General features: G+C 63.9%; 29 protein-coding genes. 4 read left to right on the top strand and 25 right to left on the bottom strand.

Features of this window, described 5'->3' with window-relative positions; translation table 11 throughout:
• Positions 1-7 precede the first annotated feature (7 nt).
• The 6 genes from xseB to VMF11_06890 are packed head-to-tail and all read right to left on the bottom strand — an operon-like array spanning position 8 to position 5,858.
• The gene (xseB, locus tag VMF11_06915) at positions 8-226 is read right to left on the bottom strand and encodes an exodeoxyribonuclease VII small subunit (GenBank protein ID HTU70037.1); all 219 of its coding nucleotides are present in this window, start codon (positions 224-226) and stop codon (positions 8-10) included.
• Positions 219-1,496: an exodeoxyribonuclease VII large subunit gene (xseA, locus tag VMF11_06910; protein HTU70036.1), complete on the bottom strand. Its 1,278-nt coding sequence runs from the start codon at positions 1,494-1,496 to the stop codon at positions 219-221. The genes xseB and xseA overlap by 8 nt, the downstream gene beginning before the upstream one ends.
• Positions 1,493-3,613, bottom strand: coding sequence for a PBP1A family penicillin-binding protein (locus VMF11_06905; GenBank protein ID HTU70035.1), 2,121 nt, complete (start codon positions 3,611-3,613; stop codon positions 1,493-1,495). Before VMF11_06905 ends, xseA begins: the two co-directional genes overlap by 4 nt.
• Entirely contained in the window at positions 3,588-3,989 is a 402-nt protein-coding gene (nusB, locus tag VMF11_06900; GenBank protein ID HTU70034.1) for a transcription antitermination factor NusB, read from the bottom strand. The genes VMF11_06905 and nusB overlap by 26 nt, the downstream gene beginning before the upstream one ends.
• On the bottom strand, positions 3,989-5,416 hold the full coding sequence (gene accC / locus VMF11_06895) for an acetyl-CoA carboxylase biotin carboxylase subunit (GenBank protein ID HTU70033.1): 1,428 nt from the start codon (positions 5,414-5,416) through the stop codon (positions 3,989-3,991). The genes nusB and accC overlap by 1 nt, the downstream gene beginning before the upstream one ends.
• Positions 5,417-5,435: 19 nt before the next feature.
• Positions 5,436-5,858: a hypothetical protein gene (locus VMF11_06890; GenBank protein ID HTU70032.1), complete on the bottom strand. Its 423-nt coding sequence runs from the start codon at positions 5,856-5,858 to the stop codon at positions 5,436-5,438.
• 98 nt (positions 5,859-5,956) lie between these two features.
• On the opposite strand from VMF11_06890, the gene VMF11_06885 reads away from it, so the two are divergent.
• Positions 5,957-7,759, top strand: a complete 1,803-nt coding sequence (locus VMF11_06885) for an HD domain-containing phosphohydrolase (protein ID HTU70031.1) — start codon at positions 5,957-5,959, stop codon at positions 7,757-7,759.
• On the opposite strand, the gene folK is transcribed toward VMF11_06885, so the two are convergent.
• Genes folK through moaC form a run of 6 tightly spaced genes read right to left on the bottom strand, consistent with a single transcriptional unit; the run spans position 7,743 to position 11,702 of the window.
• Entirely contained in the window at positions 7,743-8,240 is a 498-nt protein-coding gene (gene folK / locus VMF11_06880; protein ID HTU70030.1) for a 2-amino-4-hydroxy-6-hydroxymethyldihydropteridine diphosphokinase, read from the bottom strand. The two genes, VMF11_06885 and folK, sit on opposite strands and share 17 nt — an antisense overlap.
• Entirely contained in the window at positions 8,231-8,590 is a 360-nt protein-coding gene (gene folB / locus VMF11_06875) for a dihydroneopterin aldolase (GenBank protein ID HTU70029.1), read from the bottom strand. The genes folK and folB overlap by 10 nt, the downstream gene beginning before the upstream one ends.
• A complete protein-coding gene (gene folP / locus VMF11_06870; GenBank protein HTU70028.1) occupies positions 8,578-9,405 on the bottom strand; it encodes a dihydropteroate synthase in 828 nt (275 codons plus the stop codon). The genes folB and folP overlap by 13 nt, the downstream gene beginning before the upstream one ends.
• A complete protein-coding gene (locus VMF11_06865; protein ID HTU70027.1) occupies positions 9,405-10,712 on the bottom strand; it encodes a folylpolyglutamate synthase/dihydrofolate synthase family protein in 1,308 nt (435 codons plus the stop codon). The genes folP and VMF11_06865 overlap by 1 nt, the downstream gene beginning before the upstream one ends.
• Positions 10,713-10,729: 17 nt before the next feature.
• Positions 10,730-11,215, bottom strand: coding sequence for a MogA/MoaB family molybdenum cofactor biosynthesis protein (locus VMF11_06860; protein ID HTU70026.1), 486 nt, complete (start codon positions 11,213-11,215; stop codon positions 10,730-10,732).
• A 1-nt stretch (position 11,216) separates the two neighbouring features.
• The gene (gene moaC, locus VMF11_06855; GenBank protein ID HTU70025.1) at positions 11,217-11,702 is read right to left on the bottom strand and encodes a cyclic pyranopterin monophosphate synthase MoaC; all 486 of its coding nucleotides are present in this window, start codon (positions 11,700-11,702) and stop codon (positions 11,217-11,219) included.
• Between the two features lie 24 nt (positions 11,703-11,726).
• On the opposite strand from moaC, the gene VMF11_06850 reads away from it, so the two are divergent.
• Together VMF11_06850 and VMF11_06845 are read left to right on the top strand one after the other, a co-directional pair.
• Positions 11,727-12,872: an HD domain-containing phosphohydrolase gene (locus tag VMF11_06850; protein HTU70024.1), complete on the top strand. Its 1,146-nt coding sequence runs from the start codon at positions 11,727-11,729 to the stop codon at positions 12,870-12,872.
• Positions 12,869-13,783: a hypothetical protein gene (locus VMF11_06845; protein ID HTU70023.1), complete on the top strand. Its 915-nt coding sequence runs from the start codon at positions 12,869-12,871 to the stop codon at positions 13,781-13,783. The genes VMF11_06850 and VMF11_06845 overlap by 4 nt, the downstream gene beginning before the upstream one ends.
• A gap of 38 nt (positions 13,784-13,821) precedes the next feature.
• Here the strand turns inward: VMF11_06845 and VMF11_06840 are convergent, their stop codons facing one another.
• The 3 genes from VMF11_06840 to VMF11_06830 form a co-directional block, all read right to left on the bottom strand.
• Positions 13,822-15,378 (bottom strand): hypothetical protein, encoded by a 1,557-nt coding sequence (locus tag VMF11_06840; GenBank protein HTU70022.1) that lies wholly within the window; start codon positions 15,376-15,378, stop codon positions 13,822-13,824.
• 408 nt (positions 15,379-15,786) lie between these two features.
• Entirely contained in the window at positions 15,787-15,987 is a 201-nt protein-coding gene (locus tag VMF11_06835) for a hypothetical protein (GenBank protein ID HTU70021.1), read from the bottom strand.
• Positions 15,984-16,844, bottom strand: a complete 861-nt coding sequence (locus VMF11_06830) for an undecaprenyl-diphosphate phosphatase (protein ID HTU70020.1) — start codon at positions 16,842-16,844, stop codon at positions 15,984-15,986. The genes VMF11_06835 and VMF11_06830 overlap by 4 nt, the downstream gene beginning before the upstream one ends.
• A gap of 98 nt (positions 16,845-16,942) precedes the next feature.
• Between VMF11_06830 and VMF11_06825 the strand changes: the two genes are divergently transcribed.
• A complete protein-coding gene (locus tag VMF11_06825) occupies positions 16,943-17,338 on the top strand; it encodes a PilZ domain-containing protein (protein ID HTU70019.1) in 396 nt (131 codons plus the stop codon).
• 30 nt (positions 17,339-17,368) lie between these two features.
• Here VMF11_06825 and VMF11_06820 read toward each other — a convergent pair whose 3' ends face one another.
• From VMF11_06820 to VMF11_06775, 10 genes are all read right to left on the bottom strand, one after another.
• Positions 17,369-17,992, bottom strand: coding sequence for a TonB family protein (locus tag VMF11_06820; protein HTU70018.1), 624 nt, complete (start codon positions 17,990-17,992; stop codon positions 17,369-17,371).
• Between the two features lie 107 nt (positions 17,993-18,099).
• Positions 18,100-18,825, bottom strand: a complete 726-nt coding sequence (locus tag VMF11_06815) for an energy transducer TonB (protein ID HTU70017.1) — start codon at positions 18,823-18,825, stop codon at positions 18,100-18,102.
• 3 nt (positions 18,826-18,828) lie between these two features.
• Complete coding sequence (locus VMF11_06810) at positions 18,829-19,218, bottom strand: biopolymer transporter ExbD (GenBank protein HTU70016.1); 390 nt, start codon at positions 19,216-19,218, stop codon at positions 18,829-18,831.
• Positions 19,219-19,270: 52 nt separating this feature from the next.
• The gene (locus VMF11_06805; protein ID HTU70015.1) at positions 19,271-19,681 is read right to left on the bottom strand and encodes a biopolymer transporter ExbD; all 411 of its coding nucleotides are present in this window, start codon (positions 19,679-19,681) and stop codon (positions 19,271-19,273) included.
• A gap of 15 nt (positions 19,682-19,696) precedes the next feature.
• Positions 19,697-20,368, bottom strand: coding sequence for a MotA/TolQ/ExbB proton channel family protein (locus tag VMF11_06800; GenBank protein HTU70014.1), 672 nt, complete (start codon positions 20,366-20,368; stop codon positions 19,697-19,699).
• 155 nt (positions 20,369-20,523) lie between these two features.
• Complete coding sequence (locus VMF11_06795) at positions 20,524-21,840, bottom strand: tetratricopeptide repeat protein (GenBank protein HTU70013.1); 1,317 nt, start codon at positions 21,838-21,840, stop codon at positions 20,524-20,526.
• A 53-nt stretch (positions 21,841-21,893) separates the two neighbouring features.
• Entirely contained in the window at positions 21,894-22,631 is a 738-nt protein-coding gene (locus VMF11_06790) for a pseudouridine synthase (GenBank protein HTU70012.1), read from the bottom strand.
• A gap of 127 nt (positions 22,632-22,758) precedes the next feature.
• Positions 22,759-24,249: a transcription termination factor Rho gene (gene rho, locus VMF11_06785; GenBank protein ID HTU70011.1), complete on the bottom strand. Its 1,491-nt coding sequence runs from the start codon at positions 24,247-24,249 to the stop codon at positions 22,759-22,761.
• 157 nt (positions 24,250-24,406) lie between these two features.
• Positions 24,407-24,805 carry a hypothetical protein gene (locus VMF11_06780; protein ID HTU70010.1) on the bottom strand — a complete coding sequence of 133 codons (399 nt, stop codon included), beginning with the start codon at positions 24,803-24,805 and terminating at the stop codon, positions 24,407-24,409.
• 4 nt (positions 24,806-24,809) lie between these two features.
• Positions 24,810-25,982: a glycosyltransferase gene (locus tag VMF11_06775; protein ID HTU70009.1), complete on the bottom strand. Its 1,173-nt coding sequence runs from the start codon at positions 25,980-25,982 to the stop codon at positions 24,810-24,812.
• Positions 25,983-26,079 lie beyond the last annotated feature (97 nt).

Below are 26,079 nucleotides of genomic sequence, written 5' to 3'. Positions count from 1 at the left end.
GGGAATCTCAATCGGAGCCGGTCGACGGACCCATTGCGGCATCGATCTGGGCCTGCGAACTCTTGAGCAGTGCTTCGCACTGCGCCGCGAGCGCCTTGCCCTCCTTGAATAGCTCGATCGCGCGGTCGAGCGTGACCGTACCGGATTCCAGCTCGCGCACGATCGTATCGATCCGCTCGAGCTTCTCTTCGAACGATCCCGGAGATTCGTCAGGACTCCTACTCATCACGCACCGCTTCGACGCTCGCGTCGAGCGTTCCGCGACCAAGCTGGGCGGAAATCGCATCGCCGGCACGCACGTCGGCGGCCGAACGCACCAGCACGCCGTCGCGGAAGATCAATGCATACCCGCGCGCGAGCGGCGCTTGCGGATCGAGCGCCTCCAGGTGCGTTACCGCCAGCTGCAGCCGGTTCGCACGCCGGCTCGCGTACCGTTCCCATGCGCCCGGAAGCCGCGTGCGCAGAGCCGCAAAACGCTGTGCGCGCTGCGAGAGCCGTGCCGCCGGGTTTTGGAAGGAGAGGCGGCGCTCGAGTGCGGCCAACGTGCGTTCCGCGTTCCCCGCGCGCTGCCGCATCGCGCCTTCCAGCTGCGAGCGCACCAGTGCGAGGCGTTGGCCGCGGCGACCCAGTGCATCTTCGGCGGCACGCCGCAAGTTGCGAATTGCGCCGGCGATGCGCTCGCGCGTCGCGATCCACGGCGCGGCAATCGCTTCCGCCGCCTTCGAGGGCGTCCCGTACGTGGCATCGGCGGCGTCGTCGGCGAGGTGATGGTCGGTTTGATGCCCGATCGCCGTGATCACCGGATGGCGTGAACGCGCGATCGCGCGCACCACGACCTCTTCGTTGAAGGTGAACAAGTCTTCGTATGTGCCGCCGCCGCGCGTCAGGACGATCGCGTCGACTTCGAGTTTCTCGGCACGGTCGAATGCTTCGCGAATGTCGACTTCGGCGCCGGCGCCCTGTACGCGCGTCGGCAGAAACTCGACCTCGACGAAAGGGACCTGTGTTTGAATCGTCGAGAGAAAGTCATCCGATGCCTTGCTCGAGGGCGCAGAGATCAGCGCTATGCGGCGCGCGTATCGAGGGATTTGCCGTTTGCGCTTTGGGTCGAAGAGTCCCTCGAGCCGGAATTTTTCCTTGAGCGCGTTGAAGCGCGCGTAGAGTTCGCCGACGCCGGTGAGATGCACGGTATCCACGATCATCTGATATGAACTCTGCTCGGGGCGCAGACGTACGCTTCCGACCGCGATCGCGGCGTCACCGTTTTGCAGCGGCGGCAGGCGCGTGACCTTGCTTTGCCACACGATGCAATTCAACACGGCTGCGCTGTCCTTTAGCACGAAGGCGAGATGCCCGCCCGTCACTTCTTTCAATCCCGAGATCTCGCCGCTGATCGCCGCGCCCTGAAATGCACTCTGATTGGTGAACCAGCGCGCGAGACCGTTGGTGAATTCGCTGACCGTGCGAATCACGGTTCCCGGCGCGAGCGAGATCACGGCCTCGCGCTCGGTGCCGGTGAAGGCGAGCCCAGCGGCACGTAGTGGGTTCCGTCGCCGACGCTATTGGGAGGCTGCGTCCCGCCCGGTGCAACCGTACCCGGTGCAATCGTCGGCAGCGGCGTTGCCGTCGGATCCTGCGCGGTTTCCACCGTTCCGCACCCGCCGGAACTGGGCTGCGTTCCGATCAGATAATATTCCGACCCGCCTGAACACGAAGCAACGCGCACGACTTGATCGGCCGGCATCGTGAAATCGTGTTTGGGCACACCGGCGAGCACGGTTTTCATGTAGCGCGCCCATATCGAGGCCGGAATTCCGCCGCCGTAGGCCTCGTTCATGCGTGAATAATCGTCGTTGCCCATCCAGACCGCGGTAACCAGGTCGGGCGTGAATCCGACGAACCACGCATCGCGAAAGTCCGACGTCGTCCCGGTCTTTCCAGCCGCCGGACGGCCGATGATCGCGTTCGGGTAGCCGGTGCCGTGGTTGATGACGTCCTCGAGCATGGATGTGATGATAAACGCGGTCCCCGCGCTGACAACCTCAGTCGCCTGCGGATACTGATCGTCGAGCACGACGTTGCCGAGCGAGTCCTTCACCAGCCGAATCGCCGAGGGGTCGATGTGAATCCCTTGATCCGCGATCGTCGCGTATCCCGTCGCCTGGTCGAGCACGGTGACGCCGGACGATCCGAGCGCAAGCGAGAGATTGGGCGCAAGCGGCGAGGTGACGCCCATGCGCTGCGCATATTGAATGATCTTATCGAGTCCGACGCGATCGGCGAGTTTCACCGCGACGATGTTGCGCGAGAGTTCGAGCCCGACGCGCAGCGTGACCGGGCCCATGTAGCTGTCGTCATCGTCCCTCGGCGACCACATCGTGCCGTCGCCCATCGGATAGCTCACCGGCGAATCGTCGATCACGGTGTTGGCGGGAAGTCCCGAATCGATTGCGGCGGTATAGACGTAGAGCTTGAACGACGACCCGGGTTGACGGCGTGCTTGCCAAGCCCGATTGAACTGATTGTCGAGCGAGAAACCCTTACCCCCGACCATGGCCACGATCTCGCCGGTCGAAGGACGGATCGAGACCAAGGCGGCTTCGCCCGCGTGAACGCCCATCGCCTTCGCGCGCGCGAGCCCCCAGTCGATCGAAGCTTGCGCGACCCGCTGCATGCGCGGATCGAGCGCGGTGTAGACCTGTAATCCGCCTTCTTCTACCGCCTGCTTCCCGAAGAGGCGCTCGAGCCGCGCGATCACATAGGTGGTGTAGTACGGATAGAGATAGCCTTGTAAGCCGGGCGCACGCTCTTTGGTCAGCGCCACCGGAGCGTTCGCGGCTTGGTCGGCCTGGGCTTGCGTGATGTACCCGCTCTCGACCATGCGCTGGAGCACGTGCTGCTGCCGGTCCTTGGCCAGTGAAAAATTCACGAAGGGCGAGTAGTCCGACGGCGCGGCGATCACGCCCGCAATCATCGCCGCCTGCGGAAGATCGACCTTCTCGATACTCTCGCCGAAATAGGTGTGCGCTGCCGCATCGACGCCATAGGCCCCCGAGCCGAGGTAGACGATGTTCAGGTAGCGTTCGAGGATCTCGTCCTTCGTATAGTAACGCTCGATCTCCATCGCGAGCAGCGCCTCTTGAATCTTGCGCGAAATCGAGACTTCATCGTTCAGAAAGAGCTTGCGTGCGAGCTGTTGGGTGATCGTCGAGGCGCCTTGGAACTCTTGATGGGTGAGGTCGGCAAACGCGGCTCGCACGATGCCGCCGAAATCGACGCCGTGGTGGTAGTAGAAATTGTGATCTTCGTTTGCGATCACCGCCTCTTGCATGATGAGCGGGATATGTGAAAGCGGTACGTAGATACGGTTTTCTTTGTAAACCGAAGCGAGGAGCGTGCCGTCACGCGCGAAGATGCGCGTCGAACTCTCGGGTTGGTAGTCGGCCAGGCGGCTGATGTCGGGCAGGTTGCGCGAATAGGCGGCGACGATACCGGCAACCAGGCCCGCGCCGAACAGCACGACCAGGAGCAGCGCGATCAGCGTTCCGCGCAGCCAGTTCGGCGGCGGACCCGTTCGAGCCTTACGTTTACGTCGTTTCTTTCGCGATAGCATTCAATACGCCGTTGACAAACCGGTTGGAATCCTCGGTCGAAAACTTCTTCGCGAGCTCCACCGCTTCATTGATGACCACCGCCCGCGGTGTGAGCGGACGATGGCATAATTCGAACGTCCCCATCTCCAAGAGCAAACGGTCGATCGTGGGCAAACGTTCGATCGTCCATCCCTCCAAAAGCGGCGCCAACAAGGCGTCGGCCTCGGCGGCATGATCGAGTGTGCCGAGCACGAGATCCTTTACGAACGCGCGATAGTCGGTTTCGACCCCTTCGCCGACCGTCTCGCCGAGCGCGTCACCGGGATCGCGGTGTCCCACCGCGACCGCATAGAGCGTTTGTAGGGCCGCCTCACGCCCTTGCCGCCGACTGGGCATCAGGTGTCGGTGGGAGACCCGACGGGCTTTGCCCGTCGACGGCGCGGAGCCGCAGGCGAAGCGCCGGTTAAAACAACGGGGTCCCCAAATTGCTTAAGCAATTTGGGGAGGAAGCCGATGTCGTAGCGTCCCTCGCGAAACTCCGGCGTCGCCAAGATCTCGAGGCAGCAGCCGATCGTCGTGCTGACGCCCTCGACGACGGTCTCGCGCAGGGCGCGTTCCATGCGCGCGATCGCCGCTTCGCGCGAAGCGCCGAACGCGATCACTTTGGCGATCATCGAGTCGTAGTACGGCGGCACGACCGCACCCGAGAACACGTGCGTGTCGACGCGCACGCCCGGGCCGCCCGGGAAAACGACCTTGGTCAGCGTACCGGCCTGCGGCGCGAAGTTGTTGTGCGGATCTTCGGCGTTGATACGGCACTCGATCGCATGGCCCCGTAGGGCCAGATCGTGCTGCGCGTAACCAAGCGGCTCCCCGGCAGCGATGCGAATCTGTTCTTTGACCAAATCGACGCTATAAACCATCTCGGTTACCGGATGCTCGACTTGGATGCGCGTGTTCATCTCCATGAAGTACACGTCATCGCCGCTGACGAGAAACTCGAGCGTGCCTGCATTGCTGTATTGAACGTGTTTGCAGGCGCGAACGGCCATCTCGAGCAGCGAACTGCGCGCCGCATCCGAGAGGTGCGGAGTCGGCGACTCTTCGATCAACTTTTGATGCGACGGCTTTTGCACCGAGCAATCGCGTTCGCCCAAATGGACGACCGATCCGAATTCATCGCCCAGAACCTGGACCTCGATGTGACGCGGATCGAGGATGAGCTTTTCCAAGTAGACGCGGCCGTCTTTGAAACTCGCCTCGGCCTCGGCAGTCGCGCTCGCGAGCGCACGCTCCATCTCGCCGGCGCTCTCCACCGCGCGCATCCCCTTGCCGCCGCCGCCCGCCGTTGCCTTGAGCAGTACGGGATAACCGATCTCCTGCGCCGCCGAAAGCGCATCGTCGAGCGTCTCGAGAATGTCCGTGCCCGGCGTCGTCGCGATGCCGGCCTCGCGCATGACGCGTTTGGCCGTCGCCTTGTCACCCATCGCCGCGACGACGTCGGGTTTGGGACCGATGAACGTGAGTCCGTGGTCGGCGCAGATCTGCGCGAAGCGCGCGTTCTCAGCCAGAAAGCCGTATCCGGGATGGATCGCATCGCAGCCGGTGATCAGCGCGGTCGAAATGATGTTCGGAATGTTGAGATACGAGCGCTGCACCGGACCCGGACCGACGCAAAAGGCTTCGTCGGCCTGTCGCACGTGCAACGACTCACGATCCGCTTCGGAGAAGATCGCCACCGTGCGCACGCCCAGTTCTTGGCAGGCACGATTGATGCGCAGCGCGATCTCGCCGCGATTGGCGATGAGAACCTTGTTGAAAATGGTTAGAGACCCTCCGCGCTCATCCGCGATCGATTTCGAAGAGCACCGAGCCGTATTCGACGGGCTGCCCGTCTCCGCGCCGAATCGCCAGAATCCGTCCCGGCCCCAGACTGCGCACGGGGTTTCGAATCCCGAGTGCCTCGATGAAGGCCAGTTCGCGGTCGCCCTCGAGCAGATCGCCCTCGGCGGGCGCCGGGCGGCTCAGGTGAAAGATTCCCACCAGATCGGCCCGGATCTGTTCGGCTCGGGCGGGGCGGGCATCGAGCGCGCCCAGATCGGCCGGGACCTCCGGCACCACGTCCGGGTGCATCGCCCGGCGGCCGAGCTCGATCTCCTCCCCTTCGCGCTCGATCCGCAGGCGCAGCAAATCGGTCTCGACGAGCAGCTCGGCCAAAGCGCGGACCCGCCCGGCGAGGGCGGAGGAGGGGTAGGGATCGGACATCGGCGCTAGGCTTTCGCGCTCGCGGGCGTGCCCTCCGGCAGGCGCGACGTCCCGCGGCACTCTGGCGCAATTCCGAATTACGGCCGATTATATAAGGGATGGCCACACTGGTCCTCTATCCGCATGACCTCGATCTGGGTGAGTTGCCGCTTCTGCTCGGCAACGTCGGGGTTTCGGTCCACGCCGTGGATTTCAAACGGCTGCGCGAGCGTGGCGGATTGCGGACTTTGGGGGCGCCCCCAGTAACCGCGATCGTGGTGTTGCCCCCTGCGCACTCGGCGCTGGCATGGATTGCCGACGATCCCGACGTCGTCGCCATCATGCATCCGCCGGTGACCGGGGCCTGCCTGCTTGCCGCGCTCCGCACCGCGGCAAAAATCGAGAGCGCGCGTTCCCTGACGCGCACCGCGCGCGAAGGCGAGGAATTGCTCGAAATCGGGCGCTCGCTCTCGTCTGAACGCGACCTTCCCACGCTGCAGCGGCTGATCGTGCGTAAGGCGCGTGAATTGACGTTCTCCGATGCCGGAAGTTTGTTCGTGATCGAAGAGCACGACGATCAGAGACGTCTGCGCTTCGCGGTCGCGCAAACGGGCCCCCACGACGACGGGGTCCTGATGGACGCGCTGCTTCCGCTCTCGACCACATCGATTGCCGGATACGTTGCGGTGACGGGAGAGGCGCTTCAAATCGAGGATGCGTACGCGATTCCCGAATCCTCGCCGTATCGTTTCAACCGCGCCTTCGACGATAAGAACAATTACCGCACGAAGTCGATCCTGTGCGTGCCGATGCGCAATCTGCAGGGCAACGTCATCGGCGCGATTCAGCTCATCAATCACAAGCCGAGCTTCCAAACCGAGCTCGAATCGCCGGCCCACACCGAAGAGATCGTACGGCCGTACGACGCGCACGACGAGCGGCTGCTTACGGCGCTTGCTTCGCAAGCGGCGGTCGCGATGGAGAACGCGCGGCTGGTCGATGCGATCCAGAACCTCTTCGAGCGGTTCGTCCACGCCTCGGTCAAGGCGATCGAAGTTCGCGACAAATCCACCCAAGGCCACTCCGAACGCGTTGCTGCGCTGACCGTCGCCCAAGCCGAAGCCATCAACACGATCGACTCGGGGCCGCTCGCCGGTCTGCACTTCACGGTCGAGCAGATCCGCGAGGTGCGCTACGCCTCGCTCCTGCACGATTTCGGCAAGGTCGCAGTTCCCGAGTACATCTTTGCCAAGGCAAAAAAGCTCCCCGACGGACGGCTCGACACGATTCGTCTGCGCTTTCTGCTCGCGCTCGAACAGGCTCGAGCCAAAGACGACAAGGAGTTGCTGCGCGAACTGCTCGTCAAGATCGAATCCGCCAACGAGCCCAACGTCGTCGCGGACGCTGGCGATGAAACACTGCTGCGCGCGTTGGAGCGCCGCTACCGCGACGTCGACGGGCCGCGACCGCTGCTCGAGTCGCATGAGTACGATTACCTGACGATTCCGCGCGGCTCGCTTTCCGACGACGAGCGCAACCGGATGCAGGAACACGTCACGCAATCGTTCCTGTTTCTGCGCGAGATCCCGTGGCAAGAGACGCCGTGGCGCGACGTGGCCGATTTGGCCTATGGCCATCACGAGCATCTCGACGGAACCGGCTATCCGCGAAAGCTCAAGGGCGAGGCGATCAAGCCGCAGGTGCGGATGATGACGATCAGCGACGTCTTCGACGCGCTCACGGCCTCGGACCGGCCCTACAAGAAAGGGATGTCCACCGAGCGCGCGCTCGATATTCTCTCCAAAGAATTCGCGCAGCGCGGCAAGGTCGATCCGCTGCTGCTCGACGTCTTCATCCACAAACGTCTCTACGACGTCACCAGCCGCGAAGAGAACAACCCGCTGATCAAGCACGTCTCGTAGGGCGAGACGGTTCCGTAACGATTTTCTCCACGCCGGCGCGTTCTTCGGCCGAGAGCGCATCGCGCATCGGCACGTACTGCGGCGCGATCTCGGCGAGCGGCACCAGCGCAAATGCCCGCCGGTGCAGGTGCCGATGCGGGATCAGCAGATCGTCCTCGTCGATGCGTTCCTCACCGAAGACGAGGATGTCGAAATCGATCCGGCGCGGCCCCCAGCGTTCGCCGGATTCGACGCGGCCCAGTTCACGCTCGAGCCGTTTCAAGGCGTGCAGCAAGGCGCGCGGGCGCATCTCCGTGTCCAGTCCCACCACCGCGTTGACGAACGTCGGCTGATCGGTTTTTCCCCACGGAGCGGTACGGTACAGGGACGAAACCGCTGTGACCTCGCCGAGTGCGCGCAACGCATCGGCGGCGCCGCGCACTCGACGAACGGGATCATCGAGGTTTGATCCCAGGCCGATGTACGCGCGCGTTACGGCCACGGTTCGCGCGCACGAACCAGGCGCACCGAGGGCGTCGCACCGTCGAGCAAACCGGGCTTGGCGATCGAGAGGTCGGCGAGGACGACGCGGTCGTCGCCGGTGATCTCGTCGAGTATCACCCCGGCCAATCGCTCGAGGAGCGCGTACGAATGCGTCTGGACGATCTCGACGATACGCCGATGAATCGCGGCGTAGTTGATCGTATCGCGCAGATCGTCGCTGGCTGCGGCGCGCGAGAGATCGAGTTCGAGTACCAGATCGAGGCGAAACGGCTGCGGCCGTTCTCGTTCGTCGGCGTGCACGCCATGACGTCCCTCGACGACGATGTCGTGCAGCGCTATCCGGTCCATCCGCTCGGCCTCCAATCGCGCACGATCGCATCGCAGACGCTGATCACGTCGCGGTTCTGCGCGACGTCGTGCACGCGCACGACGTCGATACCGGCCGCAATGCCGAGCGCCGTGGTTGCCGCCGTACCATAAATCCGCTCGTGCGGCTCGCGGCCGGTCAACTTTCCGATCGTCGACTTGCGTGAGGTTCCGAGCAGGGTCGGAAAGCCGAGTTCACAGATGCGCTCGAGGCTGCGCAGCACGCGGATGTTGTGATTCGGCGTTTTGCCGAAGCCGATGCCGGGATCGAGCATGATCCGCTCCGGTCCGATTCCGGCGAGCAACGCGCGGTCGGCGCAGTCACGCAGGAACGCTACCACCGAGTCGACCACGTCGCCATCGTAGTGCGTGCCGTGCTGATTGTGCATCGCAGAGATCGGCATATCGTGCTCGGCGGCGACGGCGAGCAATTCATCCGGTGCGCCCCAAACCGAATTGACGGCATCCGCCCCGGCATGATGGGCGGCGCGCGCGACCGCCGGCTTGTACGTGTCGACCGAGATCACCGCGTCGCGCAGCCGCTCGCGCACGCCGGCGATCACCGGTACGACGCGCGCCAGCTCCGTCGCCTCGTCGACCGGCTCGTGACCGGGACGCGTCGACTCGCCGCCGATGTCGAGAATATCGGCGCCGGCGTTCCATTGGTGCACGGCATAATCGATCGCGGCGCCGATCTGCGTGCGCCCGTCACCGGCAAACGAGTCGGGCGTGACATTTACGATCGCCATGAGATACGTTCGCTCGCCCCACACAAAGCTGCGCCCGCGCAGGCGCATCACGCCGCGACCAGCCACCATTCCCGCAACGCCGCCACGAGAAACGTCGAGCCCGTTACCACGATCACGTCGTTCGCGGCGGCGCTGCGACGCGCAACCGAAAGCGCTTCGACGGGATCCGCGACCGCTCGCCCCCAGGTCCCCAGCGATTCGGCAATCCGCAGCAGGCGCATCGGGCTCGTGGCCTCGCGGCCCGCCGTTTCGAACGTGGTGAAAACGAAATTCGCCGGCAGCGCGGCCAGCGTTCGGAGAATCTCGGTCGCATCCTTGCTGGCACCGATCGCGACCACGAACGTAAAGTGCCGGTCGGCGAAACGCTCGCGCAACGACTGCAGCAGCTGCTCGGCCTTCTCGACGTTGTGCGCAATGTCGAAAACCAAGCTCGGATGTCCGGGATAGACCTCCATGCGCCCCGGAATCGTCAATTCGGCGAACGCTGCCTCGACCTGCTCGACGCTCGGCCGCAAGCCGTCCGGCAGCGCCTCCATCGTAACGATCGCGGTGGCCGCATTGCGCCGCTGGAAAACACCGAGCATGCGCGTCTCGATCGCATAGCGCGCCCGCGCGGTGCGAACCGTGAACGCTTGCCCGTCGCGCTCGATTCTTGAGTCCTCGATGGCGATGGCCGAGGAACGCGCGTCGACGAGCGGTGCTCCGGTCTCCTTTGCCCGCTGCGCGATCACCGCATATGCCGCTTCGTCGTCGGCCGCCACCACGATCGGCACGCCCGGTTTGGCAATGCCGGCTTTCTCGAGCGCGATCTCCTCGATCGAATCGCCCAGAACGTCGGTGTGGTCGAGCCCGACCGATGTAATCGCTGCGACGACAGGTACGATCACGTTGGTTCCGTCCAGCCGGCCACCCAGACCGACTTCGATCACGGCAACGTCGACCTGTTCCTGTGCAAAGTACAGCAACGTCAGCCCGAGCAGTGTTTCGTAATACGTCGGACGGCCGTGGACGCGGGTCGTTCGCTCGATCGCGGGCATCATCTCTTCGAGCAGCGCGCCGAAGCGTTCCTCGCCGATCGCGACGCCGTCGATGCGCGCGCGTTCGGTCATCGAACGAAGATGCGGTTTGGTATGCAAGCCGACGCGTTTGCCCGAGCGCCCGAGCGCCGCCGCGATCATCATCGACGTCGAGCCCTTGCCGCTGGTTCCTCCAACGTGGACCGTTGGATAGCGATCCTGAGGATCGCCGAGTTCCCGCATGAATGCGCGCATGCGCTCCAACCGGTAGGGCATCCGCCGCGAAACCGTTTCGTTGATGGTAGCGAGCAGATACTCTTGCGCGGATCCGAACTCCATGTGCTTCGTCGAATCCCTTATCCGTCGACGACCCGGTCGGCGAGCAGTTCGAGCGCATGCGGCAGCACCGGCACGATGACGCCGAGCGCTTCGCCCACGGCTTTCGGACTGCCGGGAAGGTTGACAATCAGCGTCCGTAAACGAACGCCGGCGGTCGCACGCGAGAGCATCGCCGTTTGCACGATCGGAATCGAGGCGGCGCGAATCGCCTCGGCGATGCCGGGCACTTCGTAGTCGAGGACGGCGGCGGTCGCCTGCGGCGTGCGATCCCGCGGCCCCAGGCCCGTCCCGCCGCTGGTCAAAATCAACTCCGCCGCGCCGCGATCCGCGAGTTCGATGAGTTCGGCCTGCAGCGCACCGGGATCGTCGGCGAGAACGACTTCGCGCACGACCTCGTAGTTCGAGCCGAGACGTTCGCGCATCACCGGAATGCAGCCGTCGGCGCGCCGGCCGTCGGCCGCCCGGTCCGAGAGCACGATCAACGCGGTCTTAAACGCGCTCATCCTAAGGTGCGCCTTTCGGCGCCTCGAAAGATCCGCTCTTACCGCCGGTTTTCGAGAGCAACCGGACGCTCTCGACGACAATGCCTTTATCGACCGCTTTCGTCATGTCGTAGATCGTCAGCGCCGCGATACTTGCCGCGACCATAGCCTCCATCTCAACGCCGGTCTGCGCGGTCGTACCTGCGACCGCGTCGATGCACAGGCACGACTCGTCCTTCCACGCGAAGGTCACGTCGACGTGAGCCAGCGGCAGCGGATGCGCGAGCGGTATCAGGCTTCCGGTTTGCTTTGCGGCCATGATACCCGCAAGCTGCGCGGCAACAAACGCATCTCCCTTCGGCAGCGTCGCGTCACGTAACGCCCTGGCGGCCTGCGGACTCATCCGAACCAGCGCCCGCGCGTGCGCGGTTCGCGCCGAGGCGGGCTTGTGGGAAATGTCCACCATGGAAATGCGACCGTCGGCCTGGATGTGTGAGGGTTTCTGCACGGCTATATGTAAACGGCGTAAGCAATGACGCTATTCCAGGACACCGGCGGCGATCCTCGGGCGGCTCGCATGCTCGTGGCGGATGTTCTTTCATGGTTTGGCGCCGTCGGCGATGCCGCAATGGGCAACGCTCCGGGCTTTGCCGTGCGCAAAGCGTCGCTTGCGGTCGCGCTCGCGACGACCGCGGAGCTTCCCGAGGCGAGCCTGAGCGCGCTCTACTTCGCCGGCCTTCTCCACGCCGTCGGCGCGATCGGAAACCCCGCATATCGCAAGGGCGAGCAGCTCCCCGAACGGACCGCGCGGATGGAAGCCTGGGATGTTCCGGCGCACGGCGCGCAGATCTGCGCAACGATCGGAGCGCTGCCGCCGGATGTGGCGGACATGGTTCGCTGGCAGCACGAGGCTTGGGACGGCACCGGGTATCCGGACCAACTACGGTGGTTCGGGATCCCGCGCGCCGCACAATGTTTGGCGCTCGCCGATCGTTTCACCCGCATCCCGGATCCCGAAGACGCGCTCGCCCAGATCGGCCTCGCGAGCGGGCGCGCGTTCGCCCCCGAAAACGTTCGTATGTTCACGATGTGGTTTCATCGTACCGGCGGTGAAGTCTCGCTGGTGGAGCCGCCGCTGGATGCGCTGCGCGATTCGCCGACCGATGCCGCGACGCTGTTAGAACGGTTCGCCGATCGGATCGATGCGCACAACGCCGTCGACGGCCGCTGGCGGCGCGTCGCACGCGTCGCCGAAGCGACCGCGGCGGCACTGCATATCTCTGCCGACGACGCGCGCGCGCTCGCAATCGCGTGCCGGATTTTCGGCGCGGGCGAGATCGACGTCGAGGTGATCGAGGACGAGGCGTTCGATCCGCTTGCGCGTCTGGGCGTCGATCACCGGGCGCGCAACGCAGCCAGCGCCGCCGCTTTGACGCAGCAACACGAGTCGCTTCGCTCCGCCTCCGCCATCGTCGGAGCGCGAGGCGAATGGTTTGACGGATCGGGGAAACCAGCCGGTCTCGCTCGCGCGGCGATTCCTCCGGCCGCGGCCATCTTGTCTGCGGCGATCGCCTACGACCGGCTCGATCGCAGCGAACGCATCGATACCGCAGTTGGTACGCAGTTCGATCCGGCGGTCGTGCGCGTGATGATGGAGGCTGCCAAGACGCGCGCATGATCGAACTTCCCGAGCGCACGCGGCGCATCTCTCCCTCCCGCCTCCTCGAAATTCTGCACGAACACGACTGCAAGAGCGTGGTCGATCCGTTCATGGGTTTACCGACCCACCTCAACTATCTCAAGCGTCACGGTATCGCCGTCCACGGCGGCGATCTGCTCGAGTGGTTCGTGCGCGTCGGCGAAGGCCTGATCAGCAACGATCTCACGATTCTGCGCGACTCCGAGGTGGCGGAGATCGTCGAGATGCTGCCCGGACGGATCTATTCGCTCGATCTCTTCAAAGCGTGGGAGGGCGTCTTTTTCACCGAAGAGCAATGCGTCTATCTGGGCGTCTGGCACGACAACGTGCGCAATCTGCGCAGCGATCAACAGACGGGCTTGGCGATTCTGGGACTTTGGCGCGCTTTCTGTTACTGGATGCAGAAAACGCAGGCGGCCGACGACATGCAAGACATCTCACCGAGCGAACTGGCATGGTCGTATATCCGTCAGACCGAGCAATGGGTCACGCCGAACATGCGCCGTAACACGGTGCGGCAAGGCGACGTCCTCGCGACGATGGCAGCGCGCAGCGGCGACGCACTCTTCATCGCTCCGCCCGCCCGCAACTCGTTTCGCAGTGCCGATGCGCGAATCTGGATGTGGGAAGCCTGGTGGCAAGGCAATCCGTATTTCACGATCGAGCATGCCTACCGCGATTCGCTCCTGGGAGCGCGTGCCGCCGACGGCCCATCGTACGCCCGCGCCTTCGCAAGCATACTCTCGAACGCGCAAGCCTATTCGGTGGTCGTCGTGCAAACGACCGAACAGCGGCTGGGCGAACTCGAGCCGCTGGTGCGCGACGCGCGCCCGAACGTCAAACTGATCGCTCCACACCCCTACGAAATGTACCTCGTCGCAACCACGTAGACTTTATCCGCCAAAGCTGAAGCTTTGTCGGATAAAGTCTAGCATTCTTCGTCGAAGCTGACGTTCGGCAGCGACGTCGGGTTGCCCGATCCGACGAAGAACCAGATCACCTCGTGCGAGTAGAGCGGGATCGCGTTCGGGTCGCCGGTCCAGAGCGAGAGATCGGACGCGGGGGTCGTTCCGTTTCCGGTAACGGTCCCGGCCGGAGGATACGTTCCGCTGCAATCGTCTCCACCGCGATAGACCTGCCCGCTCGTATATACGGTGACCGGTCCCGCGAACTGTCCGAACTGCGTAGGGCTGACCGTGATGCCCCAGATATTGAAGAGGTCTTGCGTCTGGAAAACCGGTTGCGTGATCGGCACGTCGTTCGGGTTGGTATACTCGACGTGGAAGACGCCGGTCGAATCATGCGTGTGCGTGGCATAGAAGCACGAACCGTAGTTGATGTAGTCCGGAGGCGGATTGCCCGATCCGGGAATACCCAATCCCTCGGGTAGCGCGAGCTCGCTTCCGTTGACGTAGATCCCGATGAAGACGTGGATGTGGTAGTTGTTCGACATCGACGCTTCGCACGTCTGGCCGTCGAAGGTCGAGCCGAGTGGTCCCTGGCCGCCGCTCGGCGTGTCGCCATACGGCGGGTTGAACGCGTCCGGTGTTCCGTTGACGACCGGGGTGGGCGAAAAGACGGTTGAAATGGTTTTGCCGTTCCACGACGGCACGCCGGCGGGAGTCGCCGACGGCTCCGGGGTGGCCGCAAGCGACAAGGTCCACGACGCGCTGTCGCCGTCGGTATCCGACGCGTTGACGGTGAGCGTTCCGCCGGACGACGTGGAACTTCCGTCATACCCGATGTTCGCAAGCGTCACCTGACCCGGTGCGGTGCCGCTCGTCACCGCAGCACCACCGCTCGAATTCTCGAGCGTCAAGCCGCTCGGCGCCGGCGAAATCGAAACCGTAACCGCGCCCTGGGAAGCGTTCACGTAGTTGCCGGGTCCGATAATCGTTGCGCCGCTTGCATCGAGGGCATTGAGAACCACCCCGTTCGTGCACGCGGCGTTGTACGGACAAGCCGCACTCGCCGGCGTAAACGCCAGCGAAGCGACGACGGGATTCATGGTCAAATCGACCGTGTTGTTTCCGGTCGTGACATTCGCGGCAACGGTGTTGATCGAGAGCGGCGTTCCCGTGCCGTTGGTCGATGCGTAGAGCGCGAGCGTCCATACGTCCGAACCGGCCGGATACGTCGAGGTGACCGTGCACGTGGTCACACCGTCCGAGGTCGAGCAATTCGGCGAGCCCTGCGCGAGCGCGACGACCTGCGGCGCAGGTGAAGGCACCGGCGAGCCGCCCGCCTGCGTGAGCGTTATCGCCAGCGATTGCGTGTTGGGCGAAACGTAGTTCGGACGCACCCGCTTCATCGTGCTCGCTGCCGGTATGACGATTGAAAACGTCGCCGATCCGCTCGCGTGCGCCGGCAAATTGCCTCCCGTCGGCGGATTCGCGTTGGGAAGCGTCGATGATCCGGTGCCGCCGCCGTTACAGGCTGCAAGAAGTGCCGCGAAAACGATGGCGAGTGCAAAGGTGAGGCGCATCGTTCTCTCCTAAGGCGTCGGCGTCGGACTGGGCGGACACGTGGCACCGTCGATTCCGAAACAAACGTTCCCGGTCGGAGTCGGGGTGGGCGCCGGGGTTGGCGTCGGCGTGGGTGCGAGCGTCGGCGTTGAAGTCGGCGCGGCGGAGGCCGACGGCGCCGCGGACGGCAGCGCGCTCCCGGTGGGCAATGGCGAAGCCGAGCTGGAGGGAGGGGGCGAGCCGGGTGCCGAGGGCAAGGGGGTCGGCGGAACGGGCGAGCTGCTTCCGCCACCGCCGCCGCAACCGACAAGGAGAATGAGGGCAGCAAAGACCGTTAGCCAGCGACGCATACCTGCATCGTACCGAGTCGGCCGCGCGACCTCGGGATGCGGAGGGTCACATGGACAGGGGCCTTTCGGCCCAAGGACCTAACGCCGCGTGCTCTCGGCGGAACTTTGAAAGCGGTACCACACCAGCGAGAGCAGGGCCAGAACCCAACACACCACCAGGTGCGAAACGTGGTGAGCGTGCGTCGTGCCGGACTTCGTCAAGAAGTTGATCGTTCCAAGACCGTAGAGCGCACCGAGCACGAAGAAGATCACGGCGAGGGCGAGAGCCAGCAGTTTCACGTCAAGAGTCCTCGTTCACTGAGAATGAAGCAGCCTACACCGACGAGCAAACAGTACCAGCCGAACGGGCGTAGATCGTTCGACTTGAAGTAGCGCATGAGGAACGCGACCGAGAGGTAGGCGGCGATCGCCGCGACCAGTCCCCCGGTCAGGGCCTGCAGCAGGGCAACGTGCGCGTCCGGAGCGATCAGATAGCGCGACTCCAGCAGGGCAGCGGCAAAGATAACCGGTGTCGCCAAGAGGAACGAAAATTCGGCCGCATCCTCGTGATCGAGGTCACAGAGCAGTCCCGCGACCATCGACGCGCCCGATCGCGAGATCCCCGGCAGCAATGCGAAACTCTGCGCAAATCCGACCAGCACGCTCTGCGCAAAGCTCAAATGTTCGATGGGACGGTCCACGCGGCCCGAGTCCGCCATCTGCCGCCGGCGCAGCGCTTCTCCCCCGAACATCACCAGGCCGTTGAGCGCGAGGAAGATCGCCGCCGGCGCCGGCGAGCCGAAGAGCGCGCGGACCGGCGCTTCGAAGAGCACACCAAGGACGCCGACCGGAATCGTTCCGACCACCAGGAGCCACCCGATTCGCTCGTCGCGATCGGGCGAAAGCCGGCCGCGAATCACGCTGGCGATCAGGGCTCGCACGATCGCCAACCAGCGTTTCCGGTAATAGACGATCAGCGCGAGCGCCGTGCCGAGATGCAGGAGAACGACAAAGGCGAGAAAGGTGGGATCCGCGCGATGGATGTTGGTCCAATGCAAGAGCGAGGGAACCAAGATGATGTGGCCAAGGCTCGAGACGGGGAAGAGTTCGCTTACGCCTTGCAGTAGCGCGAGGACCAGTGCTTGGAGATCGGTCACGGAGCACTTTGGTACGCCCCCCAACCGAAACGCGCCTTCCCCGCGAGCTGCACGGTAGAGCTCGCGGGGAGGATTGCCTGCGCGAGCGGCCTAAGGCGATGATCCTAGTGGATCAGCACGAAGACACCCGTGCGGTAGAGCCGCAAGAGCGCAAGTTCGCTCGTGTAGGCGATACGTTACTCGTGTCCTACAGCATCGGCGACGAGTTTGCGCCGGAGTTCACCGAGACGTACGATATCGCGCTCGGGGGTATGGCGATGCTGACCAACGCCGAACTCAACCGCTCCGACCCGATCAGCGTGCAGATCGAACTCCGCGGCGATGCTCAGCCGGTGCTCCGCGTCCGCGGGATCGTGCGATGGTCGCGTTACGATCCGCTCCTCCAGCGCTACCGGACCGGCATCGCGTTTCTAGAGGTCGACGATGCGACGCGCGCGCACCTGCAGCGCTACATCGACACGTTGCATCTGCTCCGCGATATGGGAATGCTGTGACGCGGCTTCGCTCGCGCTCCTCTGACGACGTCACCACGCTATAAATTTGACCGAGAAGACGTAGGCGCTGGCGACCGCTTTACAGGCGTGCGTCGCGGGTGAGTACGCAGCGCTGCGCGCCATGGTCTGCGCAACCAGATCGAGCGCGGGACTGCCGCTGCTCGAAACCACGCTCGCGCTCTCGACGTTGCCTTGCGGGTCCACGATCACGCGAACTCGCGCAACCCCGCTGACGGCGTCACCGCGCGCGCCGGATGCGATGTCGGGCGGCGGCGGCGAGGCGACCAGTTGCACGGGCGTATCGTTCGTCGCACAATTCTGCGTCGGCGCCGCCGTCGGCGTCGGCTGCGCAGCGGTCGTCGGCGCGGGGGTGACGGCGACGCCGCGCCCGCCGCGCCCTCCCGGCGCCGAGGTTGCGAACGAACGCTTCGGAACGCTCACCGCGACATGACGCGGGGGCGGCGATGGCGTCGGCGGGACCTTCACGACGTGCGCGATGCGCATCGGACGCAAGCGTTCGATGTGCACGATCTGCACTTCGTCGGGCGAAGGGCGGAACGGCCACCGTATGAAGAAGGTGACGATCACGTGCAGCAGGAGCGATAAAGCAAACGCGACGATCAAGAGCCGTCGCGTCCGCTTGCCATCCATCATGTTCCGATTCGTTAACTAAAGGCGCGAACCCGCACGATGCGGGTGAAGGTTCGCAGCACAGGATGTGCGCCCGGCCCTGAGCTTGTCGAAGGGCCAGGCGAACCGTCTTAATCGGGGTTGAATTCGGCTCGGAAGATATACGACCCCGTCGTCGGCTGGCAGTCGACCAGCTTGGGAGCATATTGCGACTGCCGCGCGGCGCGCAATGCAGCTTGGTCGATCGCCAAGTTGTTCGAACTCTGATTGATCTTCGCGTCAACCAGGTTGCCGGTCGGACCGATCGTCACCTCGACCAGCACCGTCACCGGTCCGAGGCCGAGATCGCGCGCCGAATCGGGATAGTCCGGCGACATCGCATTGGTGACCGTCGCCTCCTGATTCGGATTCGCGCACGCCGGCTTCGGCGTCGGAGCAGGCGTGGCGGGCGTCACCGGTCCGGTCGACGCGGTTCCGTTCGGAACGCCCTGCGTCGTGCCCGTCGTGTACTGGTTGGTGTGCTCCGTCTCCGATTCGCTCGCGGCATTGTGTGTCTTGGGAATGTTGACCTTGAGCTTGGGCTCGACGCGTTCCACCCGATGCGGCGGCGGCGTGCGCTGCGGCGGCGGGGTCGGAGTCGGCGGCGGAGTCGGCGTCGGAGGCGGCGGCGTCGGAACCCGGACCTGCACCTTCTTCGTCTGGCTGATCTTCTCGACTTGATCGGATTCGTGGTGCTGTTTGAGATTCGGATAGAACGGCGAGGCCAGGGCGTTGATCAAGATCGAAAGCAAAAAGGCGATGCCCAGATAATTCCGGATGCGTTCGCCGGTGGTGATGAACGTCTTTTGCTTCGCCATCGGCTAAGAACTCTGTCCCTCCGGCGTACCGATGACATGGTTCGCGAGCCCGAAGTCGATCAATCCGACGGATTTGGCCGCGTCCATGATCTGCAGGATCACGCCGTAGCTCGCCTTCGGATCGGCTTTGATGATGACGCTCCGGAATTTATACCCGGTATCTTCCTGGAGCGTTCGGAAGGCGCCCTCCGCATCGTGCACGTTCACGACGTTCGAACCGATTTCGATGTTGTTCTTGTCGTCGACAATGACGACGATCTGCGAAGGCTGCACCTTTGTCTTGTTATAAGCGTCGGGCAGCTTCGGCTCTTTCGTAACCGAGGCAAGAATGATGAAGATGATGAGGAGCACCAACAACACGTCCGTAAACGGCGTGATGTTGATGGTCGACATCACATCATCTTCTCCCCCGCCTGTCGAAACGGCCACGAGTAATCAAACCTCCCTAGGACGTGACGAAGCCGACGTCGTTCAAGCCGGCGTTCTGCGCAGCGTCGAGAATAGTGATGATGATCCCGTACGGCGCCTTCTCGTCCGCCGTGATCGAGACGTGCTTGTGCGGGCGCTTGATCGCGGTGAGGGTCATCACCCGGTAGATGCCTTTGGCGTTCGTCTGCTGCCCGTCGACATAGATAACGCCCTTGGCGTTGACCACGACCTCGATGTCGTTTTTGGGATTGTTTTGCGTCGAGGTGCTATTGCTCTTGTTCGGGAGCTCTTTCTCGAACCCGGGCGGCGTCACGAGCGCGGCCAGAATCATGAAGATGATGAGCAACACCAAGAGCACGTCGGTGAACGGCGTGATGTTGATCTCCGCCATGACGTCCGACTCTTGCTGCGCTGAGAGCAAACTCACAATGGTGCTCCGAAGCTACTTCGCGGCCGTTTTCGAGGGCTGATAGAGCTCGGTCGGAATCGGAGCGCCGGTGTTGTGGAAGTGCAGCATCTCGGCGAGTTGATTCGCCGCGACGATCATCTCTTGATTGTACGCCTTGATGCGCGACTTGAAGTAATTGAAGAAGATCACGGCCACGATCGCAACGACGAGCCCGGCGAACGTGGTGATCAGCGCTTCGGACACGCCTCCCGCAACGACGGCAGGGGTCGAGTTGCCCTTGAGCGCGATGTCTTGGAAGGCGCGAATGATGCCGAGCACCGTGCCGGAAAGACCGACGAACGGCGCGATGACGGCGATCGTACCGATCACACCGAGGAAGCGCTCGAGCGCGTTGAGATGTTCCATGAGGGCGATCGAGAGCGCATCCGTGATATCGGCGCGATTCTTCTCTCCGCGGCGAAGGCCGAACTCGAGAATACGCGGCAGCATGCCTTTATTCGCCTGACAAATCTTGATCGCGCCGTCGAGGTCGTCGGCCGCGATCTTGGCGCCGATTTGTCGCAGCAGACCCTTGGTATCGCTATGCTGTTGCGCGAAGAAGATCAGTCGCTCGATGACGATGGCGACGACGAGGATGGACGCGATGAGGAGCATCCACATAACGGGACCGCCCTGTTGCATCACGCTTATAAATCCGTCAAACACGAGTTTCGAAACCCTCCCGGGTATTTATGTCGAGTGCGCTAGACAATGGAAAACACGGGCGGTGCTCCGCCCCCGAACAGGCCGGACCAATTGGCCTATCCCGCCGCAAAGTCCTGGTAGACGTAATACCAACCTCCCCAGCCGTTCCACAGCGTTTACTGCGGAATGTTCTTAATCTGGCTCTCGATTTGCAGAGCAAGGCCTTCGTTGCCGGCGGCCTTCGCGAGCGTGTCGGCCTTCTTCAGATACGTGAGCGCCTGCGTCTTGTCGTCGTTCTTGCCGCTCGTCGAGTAGACACCCGCGTAAGAGACGCCGGCCGCATAGTTCGCCTGCGCGTCATCGGGGCTTCCCGCGACCGCCTTGAGCGCATAGTCTCTGGCCTTCGCATAATCCGGCTTGGGCATTTTCATGATTGCAAACGCGGCAAACGTGTTGGCCGTGACCGCATCCGCGGGGTTGCCCGCCGAGGCAGCCTGATCGAAGTCCTTGAGCGCCTCGGCGTAATTGCTCGAGTCCATGGCGTCGCTGCCGAGTTGGATGTAATGCGCGGCGATCGCGTTCGAGGCCTGAGTACCGGTCGGATCGAGGCCCTTCATCTCGGCGGCGATCGCCGATGCCCCGGCCGAATCGTTCGTCGCCAAGTACGCCTGCAGCAACTCCTGATCGATGTTCAGCTTGTCCTTCGGGTCGCTGACCTGATCGTGGACCGCCTTCAGCGTCGCGACCGCGTCCGGGTATTGCTTGTTCGCGAGCTGGGCCACGCCCAGAGCGAACTTCGAGGTATCACTGTCCGAAAGTGCAATCGCCTTATTTGCGAAAGCGAGCGACTGCGCCGGATCGGTTGCCGACGCTCGCACCGCGCCGGTGGCGAACGCCTGTGCGGCGATCGGCTGGAACGGCTTCTTGATGTCGGTTACGCGGTTGAACGTCGTGGCCGCGTCGACGAAATCGTCGTCGTAGTACTGCGCGACGCCCAGGAGCTGGAGGATCGATTCGTTCCCCGGCGAGGAGAGCAGTGCGCCGTTTGCCTTTGCGATCGCGTCCTTGTACTTGCCCGCACGCACGAGCGCGTCGATCGCGGCCGTGTCCCCGCCGCCGGAGGCCATCTCGTCGCCGCTGCTTTGCGCCACCGACTTGCCGTTGAAGTGGAGACGGTAGTCATAGAACGAGGAAATCGCGCTCGTACCCCGGTGGGCCGGAATGTAGGTCGAGTTCTGCGCGATATCGCGCGCCGCCGCGTCGTCGCCGTGGTTGGTCGAGCTAATGATCTTGACGACCCGGTGGGTGCCGTCGGCGTTGACCTGCACCTGCACCATCACGGTTCCGCTGCCGGCGATGTCGTGCTGCGTTTGCCCCTGCGTTTTCAATTTGGCCGGGGTAAACTCGTTTGCATACGCTCCGAACGCGGGCAATGCGTTCGAGAGGATTCCAAGCACGCAAGCAGCGGCGAGCGCTGGCGAGATTCGATTCATTGACCTAACTTACCTCAAAGCTATCGTGTTCATTACCCAACCGGCGGGGTAGGCTACGGGGCGCGGTGTTCCTCGTCCTGGCTGCCGGCGCGCCGAAGCGCCGAAAGTTCTCTCGGCGTAAGCTCGCGCGAGTGGCCGGCAGGCAGGTCGCCGAGCGAAACCGGGCCGAAGCGCAGCCGTACCAGCGCCTGCACCGGGTGGCCGAGCGACTCGAACATGCGACGGACCTGGCGGTTGCGGCCCTCGTGGACGGTGACGTCGATCACGGACGTACCCGCCCGCACCGCGACCACCCGAACCTTGGCAGCCTCCGCGCGCTCGCCGCGATCGAGCGTCACGCCTTCGTGCACGCGCTTGACCTCTTCCGGTGAAAGCCTCCCGCCGATCGTCGCCCGATAGGTCTTCTCCACGCCGTAGCGCGGATGCAGCAATCGATTGGTCAGATCGCCGTCGTTCGTCATGAGCAGTACGCCTGCCGTATCGTAGTCCAGCCGTCCGACGGGTACCAGGCGCGGCGTGCGCTTGGGAAGCAGATCAGCAACCGTACGGCGACCTTGCGGATCCCGCATCGTCGTCATGACGCCCGCCGGCTTGTGTAGCACCAGATAGGCGCTCTCCTCGACCGGCCTGATGGCGGTGCCGCTCACGTCGACGAGATCCTCGGGCACGACGATCGTGCCCAGTTCCCGGACGACCTTGCCGTTGACCCGCACCTTTCCCCGCGCGATCAATTCGTCGGCACGCCGCCTCGACGCAACGCCCGCCTGCGCGATGTATTTGTTCAGCCGCATACGTCGATAACGATACCAGCGCAGCGTGAGCGAGCGACTTTAGACGGCAAAGCTTTAGCTTTGACGGATAAAGTCCAGCGAGCCACGCGGCTTTATCGGACAAAGCTTCAGCTTTGTCCGATAAAGCCTAGTATTTGCTGCCGTTTCCGTTGGATTCGTCATACCCGCGCGACATCGAGAGCGCTTCTTTGGTAACCGACTGCAGGAACTCGTCGTTCGTGCGCGTCTGCGCCATCTTGTCCAGAATGATTTCCGTGATATCCCCGGTGTTGAGTACCGACGTCGCACGGCGCAGCATCCAGATCTTGCGCATCTCTTCGGTCGTGAGCAGAAGTTCTTCGTGGCGCGTACCCGAACGCTTGATGTCGATCGCCGGGAAGACCCGCGATTCGGCCAGTTTGCGCGTCAGGTTGAGCTCCATGTTACCCGTGCCCTTGAACTCTTCGAAGATCACGTCATCCATCTTGGAGCCGGTTTCGATCAGCGCGGTCGCGATGATCGTGAGCGAACCGCCCTCTTCGATCTTGCGCGCGGCGCCGAAGAAGCGCTTGGGTTTGTGGAGCGAGGCGGTATCGAGACCGCCGGAGAGCGTGCGGCCCGAGCTCGCCACGACCTGGTTGTAGGCACGAGCCAGACGCGTGATCGAGTCGAGCAAGATCACCACGTCCTTACCAAGTTCGACCAAGCGCTTCGCGCGTTCCATCGTCAGCTCGGCGACGGCCGTGTGATTCTCGGGGTGCTCGTCGAAGGTCGACGCAACGACTTCGCCGTCGACCGTACGCTGCATGTCGGTTACTTCTTCCGGCCGTTCGTCCACGAGCAGCGCGATGATGTGCGCATCGGGATGGTTGATCGAAATCGAATTCGCGATGTTCTTGAGCAGCGTCGTCTTACCGGCCTTCGGAGGCGAAACGATCAACGCGCGCTGACCCTTGCCGATCGGGCAGAACAAATCGATGACGCGGGTCGAAAGCTGGGTCGAGCGCACCTCGAGCTTGAACCGCTCGTTCGGGTAGATCGGCGTGCCCTTTTCGAACGTGCGCCGGCCCTTGATGGCTTCCGGATCGAAATCGTTGACGCGATCGACGCGAATGAGCCCGTAGTACTTCTCGCTCTCCTTGGGACGGCGGACTTGGCCTTCGACCATGTCGCCGCGCCGCAACTCGAAGCGCCGGATCTGCGACTGACTGACGTAGATGTCGTCGTTACCGATCACGTAGCCGCCGCGGCGCAAGAAGCCGTAGCCCTCGGGAAGGATGTCGAGGATGCCGCTTGCCATCTCGACGCCCGAGCGCTGCTGCTGGGCGGTGAGAATCGCAGCGACGATCTCGTCCTTTTTCATCGTCGTCGGGTTGCCGAGCGGGACTTCGTTGGTCTCGGCGATCTCGACGAGCTCCGCCTTCTTCTTCGTTTCGAGGTCGGCGGCGGTCAAAAGCGGCGGCCCGGTTTCCGCTTGAGGAAACTGGTCGTGTTGGGGAAATTGTTGGTTGAAATGGTGTCTGCGGCGGGAGCGGCGGCGGCGACCACCACTCTGCGGCCGTCCATTATCGTTAGGGCGATGTTCCGTTTGCAGAGGAGTGTCTCTCTCGTAGAGTCGTACGCATGAAACACGCGACACTATCACGGGCGAGGCTGCCTCGCGAGCGTCGATTCATAGGTACGGGGGATTAAACGCGCTTACTATATCATGTCCTCCGGGAAGCCGCAATCTTGACGACCTCGCCGTGACCTCAGGCCGCCCGGCCGCGTCCGATCCGGCGCCGGGGGCAAGACGATTACGCGGCGGGATGCAACACCAGTTCGGCGCGCGCGCGGCCCTCGAGGTCGAGATCTTCCGCTACGCGCAATTCGTATCCGGCAAAGCGATTGAGCGCGCAACGCAGCCGCACGTACGGGATGACCAGCGGGGGCGGAACCTCGCGACGATCGTGACAGTCGGCCACCAGTTCCGCGTCGGGAAGCGCGAACGACGCGCGCTCCAGCCCATGTTCGCGGAGCATCGAAGCGATGGCCGTCAGCGCCGCGTAGGCGATCACCCGATCGTCTCGACCGCACCGGCGCGGGACGCGGAAGGCGACTCGCACAAGCCGCTCTCCCGCCCGCGTCGTCAGGCGCGCGTAGGCAATTCCCTCCCCCAATCCATCGGCGGCGTATCCGAGCTGAGCCTGCACCATAGTGCTATGATATCGAACGTGTGTTCGCGCCGTCAAGACGGCCCGGATCTCGGGCAAGGAGGCTCTCGTAGAGCTCGATCATGCGGCTGACCTGCCGCGCCGCAGAGAACCGCTGCGCGGCGGCTTTGGCGCGCCGCGCGACGGCGGCGTCGGGCACGCGGGGAATATCGCGAAAGGCGCGCGCAAACGCGGCCGGGTCGGGAGCAACGATGCGCGCAGCATCCCCGAGAACCTCGCGGTTGGGCGGGGTGTCGGCGGCGATCACCAGCGCCCCGGCGGCTAGCGCTTCGGCCTGGACCAAGCCCTGCGTCTCGGTCGTACTCGGAAAAACGAACGCGTCCGCGCTCGCATAGAGATCGGGCAACTCGGCCGCCGCGACGACGCCGAGGAAGACCACGCGGTCGGCAACGCCAACGTCGACCGCCAAGTGCTCGAGCTCGTCCCGCTGCGGGCCGTCGCCGGCAATGGCGAGTGCGGTCGCGGGGTCGCCGCTCTCCGCCAGCGCGCGCAGCAGCAACTCGACGTTCTTCTCACGCGCCAGCCGGGTGACGCACACCAGCAGCCGCCCGCCGGAAGGGACGCCAAGCCCGCGGCGCAGGCGCGCTTCGCGCCGTCCCGCCGCAAAGCGATCGACGTCGATGCCGCTCGGTACCACGTCGATCCGGGCCTCCACGCCCAGGTCCCGCAGATGCCGGGCGATCGCGGGCGTCGGGGCGACCACCCCATCGACCAGGTTGCAAAAGGTACGGGTGAGCTGGGAGGCGGCAAAACGCGTCGCCTTCGGCTCGAATGGAATGTAATGCGCGTAGGCTTCGAGCTGCGTGTGGTACGTGTACACGATCGGCATGCCGTAACGCCGCGCATACCGTAAGCCGGCCCAACCGGTTACGAAAAGCGAGTGAACGTGGATCAAGGCCAGACGTTTGATCACGTTGTTGACGTTGCGCCGGCCGACCAGCGGCAACGTTAGGCGATAGGGTGCAGTCGGCAGCGGAAGCGAGGGAAGACGAAACACGTCGCCGTCGCTCCGCGCGCCGCCCGGCATACTTGGTGCAAAGCAGTACACCTCGTGGCCGCGTTCGCGCAAACCCTCGGCGAGCGTCTCGACCGAGGCCACCACGCCGTTGACTGCGGGCCGATAGATCTCGGTAAAAAAGCCCAGGCGGAGGTGACTCACGCGGCTTCCTTCGCCGTTCGCGCCGCGGCCGCTCCAAAAAAGGTCTCTCCTGCGAGAATTGCGACTTTCGGCATAGTGCGAGCAAGCAGCGGGCGTG

This window comes from Candidatus Baltobacteraceae bacterium (assembly GCA_035502855.1).
In the GTDB taxonomy this organism is placed as follows: domain Bacteria; phylum Vulcanimicrobiota; class Vulcanimicrobiia; order Vulcanimicrobiales; family Vulcanimicrobiaceae; genus Aquilonibacter.
The sequence above is the reverse complement of the archived record's forward strand: the minus strand, read 5'-3'. Positions and strand labels throughout refer to the sequence as shown.

Excerpts from the sequence above, each read along its gene's own strand:
- xseB (HTU70037.1), bottom strand. The coding sequence starts at position 226 with ATGAGTAGGAGTCCTGACGAATCTCCGGGATCGTTCGAAGAGAAGCTC.
- VMF11_06885 (HTU70031.1), top strand. The coding sequence starts at position 5,957 with ATGGCCACACTGGTCCTCTATCCGCATGACCTCGATCTGGGTGAGTTG.
- nusB (HTU70034.1), bottom strand. The coding sequence starts at position 3,989 with ATGCCCAGTCGGCGGCAAGGGCGTGAGGCGGCCCTACAAACGCTCTAT.
- VMF11_06890 (HTU70032.1), bottom strand. The coding sequence starts at position 5,858 with ATGTCCGATCCCTACCCCTCCTCCGCCCTCGCCGGGCGGGTCCGCGCT.
- VMF11_06865 (HTU70027.1), bottom strand. The coding sequence starts at position 10,712 with ATGGAGTTCGGATCCGCGCAAGAGTATCTGCTCGCTACCATCAACGAA.
- VMF11_06825 (HTU70019.1), top strand. The coding sequence starts at position 16,943 with ATGATCCTAGTGGATCAGCACGAAGACACCCGTGCGGTAGAGCCGCAA.
- folP (HTU70028.1), bottom strand. The coding sequence starts at position 9,405 with ATGCGCCTGCGCGGGCGCAGCTTTGTGTGGGGCGAGCGAACGTATCTC.
- VMF11_06820 (HTU70018.1), bottom strand. The coding sequence starts at position 17,992 with ATGATGGATGGCAAGCGGACGCGACGGCTCTTGATCGTCGCGTTTGCT.
- VMF11_06810 (HTU70016.1), bottom strand. The coding sequence starts at position 19,218 with ATGTCGACCATCAACATCACGCCGTTTACGGACGTGTTGTTGGTGCTC.
- VMF11_06840 (HTU70022.1), bottom strand. The coding sequence starts at position 15,378 with ATGCGCCTCACCTTTGCACTCGCCATCGTTTTCGCGGCACTTCTTGCA.
- VMF11_06815 (HTU70017.1), bottom strand. The coding sequence starts at position 18,825 with ATGGCGAAGCAAAAGACGTTCATCACCACCGGCGAACGCATCCGGAAT.
- VMF11_06850 (HTU70024.1), top strand. The coding sequence starts at position 11,727 with ATGACGCTATTCCAGGACACCGGCGGCGATCCTCGGGCGGCTCGCATG.
- VMF11_06845 (HTU70023.1), top strand. The coding sequence starts at position 12,869 with ATGATCGAACTTCCCGAGCGCACGCGGCGCATCTCTCCCTCCCGCCTC.
- VMF11_06860 (HTU70026.1), bottom strand. The coding sequence starts at position 11,215 with ATGAGCGCGTTTAAGACCGCGTTGATCGTGCTCTCGGACCGGGCGGCC.
- VMF11_06795 (HTU70013.1), bottom strand. The coding sequence starts at position 21,840 with ATGAATCGAATCTCGCCAGCGCTCGCCGCTGCTTGCGTGCTTGGAATC.
- folB (HTU70029.1), bottom strand. The coding sequence starts at position 8,590 with ATGGACCGGATAGCGCTGCACGACATCGTCGTCGAGGGACGTCATGGC.
- VMF11_06780 (HTU70010.1), bottom strand. The coding sequence starts at position 24,805 with ATGGTGCAGGCTCAGCTCGGATACGCCGCCGATGGATTGGGGGAGGGA.
- VMF11_06905 (HTU70035.1), bottom strand. The coding sequence starts at position 3,613 with ATGCTATCGCGAAAGAAACGACGTAAACGTAAGGCTCGAACGGGTCCG.
- VMF11_06790 (HTU70012.1), bottom strand. The coding sequence starts at position 22,631 with ATGCGGCTGAACAAATACATCGCGCAGGCGGGCGTTGCGTCGAGGCGG.